Origin of the sequence: Ralstonia sp. 1138 (assembly GCF_040544795.1) — a bacterium.
GTDB classification, from domain to species: domain Bacteria; phylum Pseudomonadota; class Gammaproteobacteria; order Burkholderiales; family Burkholderiaceae; genus Ralstonia; species Ralstonia flatus.
This window is the reverse complement of the sequence record NZ_JBEPKQ010000001.1, coordinates 836009-848652: the sequence shown is the minus strand read 5'-3', so window position 1 is coordinate 848652 and position 12644 is coordinate 836009. Positions and strand designations below refer to the sequence as shown.

The following is a 12644-nucleotide window of genomic DNA, read 5'->3' as shown; positions in this document are numbered from 1 at the left end:
CCCAGTGTAGGAGCGCGGCCTGCGCGGCGAAATTCGTGATTCGCGAAACGGGGTATCGCGCAGACGCGTTGCGGCGCTGGCGCCTTCAGACGAAGCGGAACAGCTGCGCAGGCGTGTCGACCAGCACTTGCTTGCGGTCTGCTGCGCTGGGCAGGAGCACGCCAGCGAAGGCCCACATCTTGTCGTAGTTGATCTGCGATTCGAACTGCGTGTGCGGCCAGTCGCTGCCCCAGACCAGGCGGTCCAGGCCGAGCGCATCTTTCAGGCGAGGCATGGCGGCCTGGGCGATGGCTTCGCCGCGTCCGTTGGCGCCGTTTCGGTATGCGCCGGAAATCTTCACCCACACGCGGCGCGAGCGGCCGGCGGCGAGCAAGGCGGCAAAGCCGGGGTCGTCCACGCCGAGCGCCGGGTCGGGGCGGCCGAAATGATCGACCACCACGTTCACCTGCGCTTCCAGCAGCGGCTGCAGCAGCGCGGGCAGGCGGCGTGCCTCGACGTGTAGTTCCACATGCCAGCCGAGCGCATGCAGGCGTGTCAGCGCGGCTTGCCACACGGGCGATTTCAATTGCGGGTCCGCCGCACCGATCAGGTTCAGGCGGATGCCGACGATGCCCTCGGCGTTCATCTGCGCGAGCAGGGTTTCGGGCGCGGCCGGGTCGATGACCGCCACGCCGCGCAAGCGCTGCGGCGCCTGTTTGAGCGCAGCCAGCAGGTAGCTGTTGTCGACGCCCAGGAAGCTCGGCTGGACCAGCACACCGTGCGACACGCCATGCGCGTCGAGCTGCGCCAGGTAGGCCGGCAGCGGCGCGTCATACGTGGGCGCATAGCGGCGCGCATCGGCCAGCGGCAAGCCGCGCTCAAATACATGCGCATGCGTGTCGATGGCAGTGATGCGGCCAGAGGTGCCGCGCGTGGCGTCGCTGTTGCCGGTGGCGGCGCAGCCGGCAAGGGCGGTGGAACCTAGCATGGCAAGCAATCCGGTGTTGAAGGCGCGGCGAGTGGGCATGGGGTCTCCTGGCGGCGACGGATCGAGTGCGTCGTCATGATGTTGTGATGGGCGTCAGACCGTAACGGCAGCGAGATCGCGGCCCTTCGTCTCGGGCAGCATCAGCACCGCCACTGCGACGATCGAATACGCGATGGCCGCGTCGATGCCGATGGCCGTGCCCAGCGACATCGAGGCGCTCATCTTGCCCACCAGCACCGGGAACGCGGCAGACACCACGCGGCCGAAGTTGTAGCAAAAGCCCACGCCCGTGCCGCGCACGCCCTGCGGATACAGCTCGTTGAACAGCGCGCCCATGCTGGCCGGAATGCCCGCCGCAAAGAAGCCCAGCGGAAAGCCCAGCACCAGCATCGCGCCGTCCGACAGCGGCACCAGCAGATACACCAGCACCGTCACCACGCAGCAGCACGAAAACAGCAGGATGTTGCCGCGGCGGCCGAGCACGTCCAGCAGCCACGCGCTGGCCACGCAACCGCACCAGAAGGCGAAGATGATCACCGCCAGGTAGCCGCCCGTGCCGAGCACCGACAGGTGGCGCTCCGTCTTGAGGTACGTCGGCAGCCAGGTCATCAGCGCGTAGTAACCGCCGTGCGCGCCCACGCCGAGCAGGCCGCCGATCAGCGTCATGCGTAGCACCTGCGGGCGGAAGATGTCGAGCAGCGGAAAGCGCGAGATCGGCATCGCATCGGCGTGCGCATCCGGCTTGGCGGCCGGCACCGGTTCCTTCACGCCACGGCGGATGTAGATGATGAGCAGCGCCGGCAGCAAGCCCGCCGCAAACATCACGCGCCAGGCGAGGTCGGGCTCGATGAAGGAATAGGTGAGCGCATACAGCAGCACCGCGGCGCCCCAGCCCACGGCCCACGCGCTCTGCACGGTGCCCATGGCCTTGCCGCGGTGGCTGGCGCGAATGCTCTCGGCCATCAGCACGGCGCCCGCCGCCCATTCGCCGCCAAAGCCGAAGCCTTGAATGGCCTTCAGCACCAGAAACTGCTCGAAATTCTGCGCGAAGGCCGAGGCGAATGTAGCCAGCGAGAACCACAGCACCGTGATCTGCAGCGTACGCACGCGGCCGAAGCGGTCGGTCAGCGCGCCGGCAATCCAGCCACCCAGTGCGGATGCCACCAGCGTGACGCCCGACACCAGCCCGGCCTCGGCCTTGCCGATGTGCCACGCCGCGATGATGGTCGGGATGACGAGGCTGAACATCTGTACGTCCAGCGCGTCGAGCGCCCAGCCGCCAAAGCAGGCCCAGAACGTGCGCTTTTCCCCTTTCGAAATCTCTTTGAACCAGCCGAACATGCCGTCTCCTCCGGGTGACGTGAGCGACATGTGTAGTACACATTGCTCTAGTCATCTATATGAATAGAGGAATTTTAGGGCGAGACACAAGGCGATGCAGTCGGTGTTAACCCGTGCGGAGGGGTGAAGCGGCGATCAGGTATGCAGGAGGGCGACCGGCAGGTGTGCCAACACCTGGCCCAGCGCAAGGCGTGGACTCTGGAGTGCCTGGCCGTCGAATGCGCTACGCAGGGGGACATGCGAGAGCGCGGACGGCAGGCATACCGTGGTGTCCCGCCATGCGCCCGTCGCAAACGCTGGTGTGGCGGTATGGCCGAGCAGGGCCGAGGCGTGCAGGGGCACGATCACGACGACTGCGTCGGTGCCATGCGTGCGCGCAAACGCCAACACATGCTGCGCGCCGCTGCCAGTCACGGCAAGCGGCTGGTAGTCGCCTGATTCGAATACCGCTGGCAGTGCCGCCCTGAGGGCCAACGCACGTGCCAGCACGGCTTGCTTGATGCGGCCGTCGGCCCAATGTGCAAGCAGCGGCGCCAGGCTGTTGTCTGCATGCGGGTGCAATGCACGGAGTGCTCGGTGCCGTGCGGCATAGTCGACGGGCCGACGGTTGTCAGGGTCGACGAGGCTGGTGTCCCAGAAATCGGCGCCCTGGTAGAGGTCGGGCACACCGGGCAGCGTGGTGCGCAGCAAAGTCTGAGCGAGGCCGTTGATGGCCGCGGCCGGGGCCACGCTTTGCACGAAAGCCGAGAGAGACGGCAGGAACGTCTGGGCGGCCTCGCCCGTCAGCAGCGTCAAGACAAAATCGCGGCTGGCGGCTTCGTACTCTGCATCGGGTGCGAACCAGTCGGTGCGCAGCTTGGCTTCACGCTGCGCCTTTTCCTGCCACTGCGCGACACGCTCGGCCAGCTCGCGCACGGCGTCGGTGTCATGCCAGTCGAGGCCCGCCGGCCAGATGCCCACCAGCGTTTGATACAGCATCCACTGCGCAGCGGGCGAGGGCGCGGGGCCGGTCGGCAGATGACGGACCCGCGCAGCGTGCTCCGTACGCCATTGATGTGCGGCGGCCAGCCATTGCGCGGGCCGCTCCGACAGCACGGCCAACCGCGCGCGTACGTCTTCACCGCGCTTGTGATCGTGCGTGGCGGTCGTCAGCATGGCGTGCGGCCATGTGAGGGCGCGCTTCTGCATGGCGTGATGGAACGCGTTGGCGCTCATCGAGAACTCGCCCGGATCCGCGCCGACCTCGTTGCGCGACAGCAGCCGCCCGTAGCGGTAGCACGCCGTGTCTTCCACTGCCTTGGCCGCCACCGGCGACGACAACTGCTGGCACCGCCGCAATGCGAGCTGGCGCAGCTTGTCCTGGCCGGCGGGCTGCCCGCCGAGCCAGGTGTCGAGCCAGCCGAGCACAGGTTGGTCGATGCGTCGCAGGCAGGCAGCCGCGCCCGACATCGCGGATTGCAGGATGGCCGTGTCCTGGGCATCGCGTTGCTGCGTGCTCGCATAGGCGCGATACACCGGAAAGTGGACGATCACCTCGGCCAGCGCGCGCCGGATGGCGTGCCACGTCACGTCGTGGCTGCTGCGCTCCTGCTGTGCCACCGCATGCAACGCCGACGCGGCTGCATCGAGTTCTGCCGCAAAGTGCGCATGCAGGATCTGGCGGCGTGCCGCTACGGCGGTGGCCGAAAACGGCGCTTCGGCCGCCGGCGCGCCGATCCATTCCAGCCACCCTTGCGTGAGCGCGGTCTCGCCATGCGCGTCGTGCAGCAACGCGCCCACGTGGTTCATGAAGTCGTAGCCGCTGGTGCCGTCGACGCCCCAGTCGGTGCGCATCGCTTCGTCATGGGCAAGGATCTTCTCGACGACGATCCACGGATGATTCGTGAGCCGGTCAGCGGGGCGCGCCGCGTGCTCGGCCTGCAGACGGCGGCGTAGCTGGCGGCAGTAGGCGGCCGGGTCGGCCAGGCCATCCACGTGGTCGATGCGCACACCGTCGATCCAGCCCAGGCGGTAGAGCCGGAACAGCAGCGCGTGCGTCGCTTCAAAGACTTCGGCGCGCTCCATGCGCAGGCCGGCCAGCGAGCCGATGTCGAAGAAGCGGCGCCAGTTGATCTCGTCGTTGGCGGTGCACCAGTGAGCCAGACGCCAATGCTGGCGCGCCATCAGCGCGTCGAGTTGATCGGGCTGCGCGTTGAGCGTGCGCACGGCTTCGGCGATATGTGCGGCGCCGGCTTCGGTGGTGGCAAGGTTGCGTAGCGCGTTGCGTGCTTCGTCTGCACGCTCGCGGCGTGTGCGCAATGACCGGATCGTGCCGAGCGCGGCAAAGCGGTCAGCCACTGCATGCGTGGCGGTGTCCGCGTTGCCGGTGCGAAGCAGCGCGGGGTAGTCGGCCAGCGCAATCGGAAAGCGGTGGTCGTAGTACGCAATAGCCAGTCGCGCGGCCGCATCGTCGTAGGCCAGTTGCAGTCGGCCGCCGGCCAGCGCGTCGGCGTAGCTTTCACCCAGGAACGGCGCGAGCACCTTGTTGCGCAGCGCCGGGTTGGACGGCTGCCATTCGATATCAAAGAAGTTGGCGTAGGCGCTGTCGGGGCCAGATTCGAGCACGTCCAGCCACCACGCGTTGTGTGCGCCGCCCACGCCCATGTGGTTCGGCACGATATCGACGATGAGGCCCATGCCGCGCGCGTGCAGCGCATCCACCAGCCGTTCGAGCGCAGGTTCACCGCCCAGCTCGGGGTTCACGCGTGTCGGGTCGACAACGTCGTAGCCATGCGTGGAGCCCGGCTGTGCCGTGGTGATGGGCGACGTGTAGAGATGCGAGATGCCGAGCGCGGCGAAGTCGTCCAGCAGCGCGCGCGCATGGTCGAACGTGAATTCGCGGTGCAGTTGCAGCCGCACCGTGGCGCGCGGCACGCGCTGGAGGGTGACGGGCGCTGGGGATGTGAGGGGCGTGAGGGGTGTGGTCGGTTCGCTCATGACAGGCTGATGCGCGCGTTGGTCAGCGCTGACAGGCGCGCCTGAACCGTGGGCGCGTCGAGCAGCGTCGGGGCGGGCGCCGGCAGGCGGCGGCGCCAGTTCGGGTGCGTGTCGATCGTGCTCGGCAGGTTCGGCTGCTCGACAAGCCCCAGCAGGTCTTCCAGCGGCACCAGCGCAAGCGGCGTGTTGGCGGCGCCCGTAAACACCGTGGCCGCCGTGGCAAAGTCCTGCGCGCTGGCTTGCAGGATGACGTCGGCTTGCGCGGCGTTGGCGGCGCGCGCCTGTTCCAGCGCAGCCTGCAGCGGCGCCACGCCGATCATCGGCACACCGCCTTCGGCCAGCACCAGCCGGTTGTGCTCGGCAAAGGCGGCGACGAGCGCAGCGCGATCGTCCATGCGGCGCGCGTGCGCCTCGCTCTCACTCATGCCGGCGGGCAACAGGCCGAGTTGCGCTTGCCAGCGCAGATCGTTGCCGATCCACCAGCCGACCAGCGTGGGCAGATCGTGGGTGCTGGTCATCGCGACGGACGCCGGCGCCCACGTGCGCGGGGCCTTGAACGGCGCCTCGTCGCGCGTGTATTCGCGCTCGAACCAGAGGATGCGCATGCCCAGTAGCCCGTCCTCGGCGAGCTTGTCTCGCAGGCCCGGTGGCACGGTGCCAAGGTCTTCGCCGATGACGATGCAGCGGTTGCGCCACGATTCCAGCGCCACCAGCCGCAGCAGATCCTGCATCGGGTAGCGCAGGTACACGCCGTCCAGCGGCCGTGCACCATCCGGAATGACCCACAGCCGCATGAGCCCGAGCACGTGGTCGATGCGCACGCCACCGGGCACCGCCATCACCGCGCGCAACATCTCGATGAAGGCGGAGAAGCCCTGCGTGCGCATGGCGCGCGGGCTGAAGGTGGTCAGCCCCCAGCCCTGCCCCTGTGCGTTGAACAGGTCGGGCGGCGCCCCCACCGTCACGCCGATCAGCAAGTCCTGCTGACGGGCCCACGCGTGGCTGCCTGCGCTGTCGGTGCCCACGGCCAGGTCGGCGATGAGGCCGATGGCCATGCCGGCGCTTTCCGCGGTGCGCTGCACCAGGGCCCACTGGCGCGCCGCCGCCCACTGCAGGAAGAGGTGGAAATTGACCGCGTCCTCATGCTCGCGTGCGAATGCCTGTACGCCCAGGTAGCTCGGGTCCTGATACTGCTCGGGCCATTGCTTCCAGTGCGCGGGTCCAAGCTGCGCATTCAGCGCTTCAAAGTGCGCGTGGTCGCGCAGGCTGACGCCGCCGTCGATACAGTACGCACGAAAATCGTCCAGCAGCCTCTGCGCGGTGGTGTCCCCCAGCGGTGCCTGCAGCAGGCGGTGGTGCAACGCGCGCAGCACCGTCATGCGGGCGTTGCCGCTGGCCGGCCAGTCGATGAGCGGTGCAGCCTCCAGCCGGGCATAGTCCGCGACGAGGTTGCAGTCCACCACGGCCTGCCGCACGGCTTCTTCTCCGAAGAGCGCGGCGGGGTCGATCATCCATGCGTTCAGGAACAGGCGGCTCGATGGCGAGTACGGCGAGTAGCGACGCGCGTCGGCCGTGAACATGGCATGCACGGGGCTGAGCGCCAGTGCATCCGCCCCGTGCTGCGCCAGGTGCCGTGCCAGCGTGCCCGCAGCGGTGTAGTCGCCCAGGCCGGCGCTGCTGGCGGCGCGTTCAGCTCCCCATCGCAAGCCATAGAGCTGCGCAGACGCACCCCACACGCGCGCATCGGCCGGGCGGTCGTGCTGGCGCAGCGCGTCGGCCACGCCATAGCAACGCGCGGGCGCAATCGCGAGCGTGGCCTGGATCACCGTGCCCGGCCCTCCGTCGATGGTCAGACGGTGGTAACCCACGGCGTGCACGGGCCCCAAGCGCAGCGTTGCATGGTGCTCGCTTGCGCTGACGCTGATGTTGCCGTCGGTGCTGCCGCCTGTCTCCAGATCGACACGATAGGTTTGTCCGTCCAGCAAGGCCGCCTGCGGCGCCGCAGTCTGCAGCACGATCGGCTGGTTGACCACGCCCGTCACGAGCGGCGGTATGGCCACCTCTTCGGCTTCTGCGCGCAGGCGCGCCTGGCTCTCCGACACCTGGGCCGCCGTGCCGGCCGGCAGGCCCAGCGTCTGCAGCACGGCTCGCAGCACGTCGTCGGCCACCTGCTTGGGCTGGCTCGCCGCGTCTTCCCAGTCGACCAGCAGGCCGGCATCGGTGGCCAGTTGCTGGAGCGGCGTGCGTTGCGTGCCGGATAAGTTGGTCGTGCGATCCATGGATGGTGTGCGGGTGCGTTGATACGTTGGCGCGTTGCGGTTGTCGGCGGTCAGGTGGGCGATGGCGTGTGCAGCAATGCCACGCACGCGCGCTCCGGCAGGCGATGCGCGATGAGCGCGGCGGCGGCGCCCTCGCGCGATTCGTGCAGCAGGTCGGCGGGGCTGCCGGCCAGCACCGTCGGCACCGCCACGGGCTGATCGGACAGATTCACCATCAGCGTGAGGACGCTGCCATCGCCCATGCGCCAGCGGGCCAGGGCTCCCGCGTTGCCGAGTGCCACTGCATCGAGCGCGCGCGCCTGGGGCAGACGCGGGATGATCTCTGCGTGGCGCAGCGCCAGCAGGCGGTGCATGCGGTTCAGTGTGTTGAGCTGTCCGGGTTCGGCCAGGTTGGCCTCGCCGGGGCACGACGCGAGGTAGGTCAGTTCGTCGTTCGGGTCGGGAATGCGCTCGCGCTGGTGCGGATCGGCAAATGCCGCGAACTTCGCAAACTCCCTGCGCCGGCCTTCCCGCACGGCTTCGGCCAGCATGCCGTGGTGGCTGGTGAAGTATTGGAACGGGCATGTGCTGCCCCATTCCTCGCCCATGAACAGCATCGGAATCTGCGGGCTCAGCAGCAAGAGCACCTGCGCCGCGTGCAACGCATCGGGGTGGGCCAGCTGCGTCAGCCGTTCGCCAAAGGCGCGGTTGCCGATCTGGTCGTGGTTCTGCAGGAACAGCACGAACGCGGTGGGCGGCAAGTGCGCGCTCGGCTCACCGCGCGGCGCGTTTTCGTGGATGGGCGACGGCTCGCCCTGGTAGCAGAAGCCGTCTTGCAGCACGCGCGCCAGGCGCTGCGCGGGCGCGTCCGCATAGGCGGCGTAATACGCTTCACGTTCGCCGGTCAGCAGCACGTGCAGCACGTTGTGGCCGTCGTCGTTCCACTGCGCGTCGAAGTCGCCATGGGTGGCGCCATCGCGCAGCAGCGATGCGGCGTTGTGCTCGTTCTCCAGCACCAGATGCACATGCCGGCCGGGCTCGGCCGACAGCCGTACGCGGGCGGCGAGTTCGCCCAGCCAGTCGCGCTCGGTGATGGCGTGCACGGCGTCGAGCCGCAGGCCGTCAAAGCGATATTCCATCAGCCACATCAACGCGTTCTGGATGAAGAACTCGCGCACCTGCGGCATGCGGAAATCGATGGCGGCGCCCCAGGGCGTATGCACATCGTCGCGGAAGAAGCTGCGCGCGTAGTGGTGCAGGTAGTTGCCGTCGGGCCCGAAGTGGTTGTAGACCACATCGAGAAACACCATCATGCCGAGCCCGTGCGCGGTGTCGATCAACGCCTTGAGGTCGTCCGGCGTGCCGTAGCTGGCGTCAGGCGCAAAGGGCAGTACGCCGTCATAGCCCCAGTTGCGCGCGCCCGGAAACTCCGCCACCGGCATCAGCTCGATGGCCGTGATGCCCAGCCGCGCCAGTTCCGGCAGCCGCCCACGCACACCCTTGAAGCCGCCCAGCGCGCCGACGTGCAGTTCGTACAGCACCGTCTCGTGCCAAGGCCGGCCCTGCCAGTCGGCGTGCTGCCAACGGTAGCGCTGCGGATCGACGACGAGGCTCGGGCCCGGTATGTCCTGCCACTGCGCGCGGGCTGCAGGGTCGGGCACCGACAGCGTCACGCCGTCCTGATTGGTGAGGCGATACCGGTAGCACGTGCCGGCGCCCACGGGCGCCACGGCTGCATACCAGCCGTCGGGTTCGGCATCCATGCGGATGGCCTCGTTGCCCCGCACATCGTCGATGTCGATCCAGGCGGCGGTCGCGTCCGGTGCCCACACCCGGAAGCGGGTGTTGCCGTCAGCCAGGACGGTGGCGCCGAACGGCATGTCGTGTGCAAACCGGGGGGCGGGTACGGTCATCGCGTGGCGTCTCCAGTGTCATCGCTGGCGACTTGGCCGGCGGTCGGTGCGGCGCGCTCGTCATCGGTCGCGGGTTGTTCGGGCCTGTCGTTCTGCGGTGCGTTCTGCGGTGTGGCCTGTGCGTCGGGAACCTGCCCGAGGGTTTCGCCGCTGGCGTCTGCATCCGGCTGCCCCGCAATCTGCGCGATCGTGGCGAGCTGCGTGGCAAGCAGCAGCACAACGCTGCGCCCCGCCACTTTCAGGGTGCTGCCGCTGTGCGGTCGAGCGTCTTCCTCGGGCGTTGCGCTGTCGATGGCGAGCAGCCAGTCCATGGCCGGCTCGGGCAGCGTGAACGTCAGGTCCGTCGCCGCACCGTTGATGAGCAGCAACGCCACATGCGGGCGCGCCTCCGCGTCGATGGTTTCGACACAGGCGCGGCGCAGCGCCAACGCCCGCGCCTCGCTGTCGTTCCACGCGTCGGGCGAGAGCACTTGGCCGCGCTCGTCGAACCAGGCGATGTCCGGCACGCCCGGCAGGATCTCGGTGTTGCCGTGTACGTAATGCGGCCAGCGCAGCGCGGGGCTGGCCTTGCGCAGCGCGATCAGCCGCGCGGTGTAGCGGGCGAGCGCCTGCCCGGGGTCTTTCTGCAGCAACGACCAATCGAGCCACGACAGGGCGTTGTCCTGGCAATAGGCGTTGTTGTTGCCGTCTTGCGTGCGGCCGAATTCATCGCCCGCCAACAGCATCGGCGTGCCGTTGGAGAAGAACACCGTGGCCAGCAGCGCTCGCGTCACGCGTTCGCGCAGGGCTTGGATGGCGGGGTCATCGGTCGGGCCCTCGGCGCCCCAGTTGGCGCTGCAGTTGTCGTTGTGGCCGTCGCGGTTGTCTTCGCCGTTGGCATCGTTGTGCTTGTCGGCGTAACTGACCAGATCGTGCAGCGTGAAACCGTCGTGCGAGGCCACGTAGTTGACCGATGCCCACGGCCGGCGGTGGCGGCGGTCGAACAAATCGCCACTGCCCGTCAGGCGTGCGGCGAGGTCGGGCCGCTGGCCCGAGTCACCGCGCCAGAAGCGGCGGATGCCATCGCGAAAGCGGTCGTTCCATTCCGCAAAGCCGGGCGGGTGGTTGCCGACCTGGTAGCCGTCAGGGCCCACGTCCCAGGGTTCGGAGATCAGCTTGACGGTGGAAAGCACAGGGTCCTGGCGTATCGCATCGAAGAAGCCCGAGCCCTGATCGAAGCCGTTGCCCTCGCGCCCGAGCGTGACGCCCAGGTCGAAGCGGAAGCCATCCACATGGAACGCGTTGACCCAGTAGCGCAGCGAATCCATCACCATCTGCAGCACGCGCGGGTGCGACAGGTTCAGCGTGTTGCCGCAGCCCGTGTCGTTGATGTAGTAACGCTCCTGGCCCGGCACGAGGCGGTAGTAACTCGCGTTGTCCAGCCCGCGGAACGACAGCGTCGGCCCCAGCTCGCTGCCTTCGCACGTGTGGTTGTAGACCACGTCGAGCAGCACTTCGATGCCCGCCGCATGCAGCCGCCGGATCGCCACCTTCAGCTCATGCAGCGATGGCGCGGACAGGTACGATGGCTCGGGCGCAAAGAAGCACAGCGTGTTGTAGCCCCAGTAATTGCGCAGGCCGCGCTCGACCAGAAACTGGTCCTGCAGGAAGGCATGAATGGGCAGCAGTTCGATGGCGGTGATGCCCAGCCGCTGCAGGTGGTCGATGAAGACGCTGTCGCCGAGGGCGCTGAACGTGCCGCGCTCCGGCGGCAGCAGGTCTTCGCGCAGCATCGACATCCCCCGAACGTGCCCTTCGTAGATCACCGTGCGTGACCACGGCGTGTTGGGGCGGACGTCGTTGCCCCAGTTGAACGACTCGTCGGTGACGACGGCCTTGGGCATGGCCGGGGCGCTGTCGCGGCGGTCGAACGAAAGGTCCCCACGGTTGGAATTGAGCCGATAGCCGAACAGCGCATCGGACCAGCGCAGCGAGCCCACCAGCCGGCGGGCGTACGGATCGAGCAGGAGCTTGTGCGGGTTGAAGCGATGGCCGTGCTGCGGCTCCCACGGTCCGTAGGCACGGTAGCCGTAGACGAGGCCAGCTTCCACGCCGGGTAGGTAGCCGTGCCAGACCTCGTCGGTGCATTCGGGCAGGGCGAAGCGGGTCAGTTCCTTGCGGCCGGTGGGGTCGAAGATGCAGAGTTCGATCTTGCTGGCATTGGCTGAGAAGACGGCGAAGTTGATGCCCAGGCCGTCCCATTGGGCGCCTAGGGGGAAGGGTTTGCCGGGGGAGAGGGTTTTGGGGAAGCGGAGCATTAGAGGCTGTTTCGTTGTGCGTCTTTTTGGCTTGGTGGTGCATCCCTGTTTCGTACCCTGCCGGGCACGACTCACTTTTCTTTGTCTTGCCAAAGAAAAGTAAGCAAAAGAAAGGCGCGCCCGAGATGGCGACCCCCTCCTTGAATTTTCGTAACCGGGCGGAGAACGGGAAAACTCGCTGCGCTCAGACAGTTCCCGTTCTTGTTTCCGCCCGCTTACGAAAATTCAAGGCGCCATCTAGGGCAGGGACGGCCAAACCGGCTGGGCACCTCCCGTGGCGCTGTGTGCTTCTTTCTGTCGAGGCTCAAAGCCCCGGGATTGGGGTTCTGAACGCCAACGTTGGCGTTCGGAACCTCAAAGCTGGCGTTCAGAACCTTGATGTCGAAGTTTCAGAACCGCAAAGCTGGCGTTCAGAACCTTGATGTCGAAGTTTCAGAACCGCAAAGCTGAAGTTCAGAACCTCAAAATTCAGGTTCAGAACCTCAAAGTCCGAGTTCAGAACCTCAGAGTCGGAGTCCAGAACCCCAAAGCTCAAGTTCGGGACCCCGAAGTCGGAGTTCAGAACCGCAAAGCTGAAGTCCAGAACCTCAACGTCCAAGTTCAGAACCTCAAAGTCGAAGTCCCTGAACGCCAAAGCACGCGTTCTGAACTCCCAAGTTGAAGCGCGGACCCCCCGTCGCAGCAAGAGCACGGCGCACGAAGCGGTGTGCTCCAACACCAACGCCAGCGCCACGACGGTGTGGCCGTACCCTGCCCTAGATGGCGCCTTGAATTTCTGTTGCAGAGAGGAAAAAGAGGGGAGGCTGTTTGAGCGAAGCGAGTTTGCCTCCCCTCCCTCTCTGCGACATAAATTCAAGGAATCCTTCGCCATCTCGGGCGCGCCTTTCTTTGC

The 12644-nt window shown here is 67.4% G+C and carries 7 protein-coding genes; all 7 read right to left on the bottom strand.

Going from position 1 to position 12644, the window contains the following annotated elements:
* Window positions 1-85: 85 nt before the first annotated feature.
* Window positions 86-1006 (bottom strand): amidohydrolase family protein, encoded by a 921-nt coding sequence (locus ABIC76_RS03625; RefSeq protein WP_354533001.1) that lies wholly within the window; start codon window positions 1004-1006, stop codon window positions 86-88.
* Window positions 1007-1060: 54 nt separating this feature from the next.
* Window positions 1061-2308, bottom strand: coding sequence for an MFS transporter (locus ABIC76_RS03620; RefSeq protein ID WP_354533000.1), 1248 nt, complete (start codon window positions 2306-2308; stop codon window positions 1061-1063).
* 135 nt (window positions 2309-2443) lie between these two features.
* Complete coding sequence (gene treY / locus ABIC76_RS03615) at window positions 2444-5284, bottom strand: malto-oligosyltrehalose synthase (protein WP_354532999.1); 2841 nt, start codon at window positions 5282-5284, stop codon at window positions 2444-2446.
* Window positions 5281-7563 carry a 4-alpha-glucanotransferase gene (malQ, locus tag ABIC76_RS03610; protein WP_354533536.1) on the bottom strand — a complete coding sequence of 761 codons (2283 nt, stop codon included), beginning with the start codon at window positions 7561-7563 and terminating at the stop codon, window positions 5281-5283. The genes treY and malQ overlap by 4 nt, the downstream gene beginning before the upstream one ends.
* 50 nt (window positions 7564-7613) lie before the next feature.
* Window positions 7614-9455 (bottom strand): malto-oligosyltrehalose trehalohydrolase, encoded by a 1842-nt coding sequence (gene treZ / locus ABIC76_RS03605; protein WP_102065854.1) that lies wholly within the window; start codon window positions 9453-9455, stop codon window positions 7614-7616.
* Complete coding sequence (glgX, locus tag ABIC76_RS03600) at window positions 9452-11752, bottom strand: glycogen debranching protein GlgX (RefSeq protein ID WP_102065855.1); 2301 nt, start codon at window positions 11750-11752, stop codon at window positions 9452-9454. Before glgX ends, treZ begins: the two co-directional genes overlap by 4 nt.
* A gap of 367 nt (window positions 11753-12119) precedes the next feature.
* Window positions 12120-12623, bottom strand: a complete 504-nt coding sequence (locus ABIC76_RS03595; RefSeq protein ID WP_354532998.1) for a hypothetical protein — start codon at window positions 12621-12623, stop codon at window positions 12120-12122.
* Window positions 12624-12644: the final 21 nt, after the last annotated feature.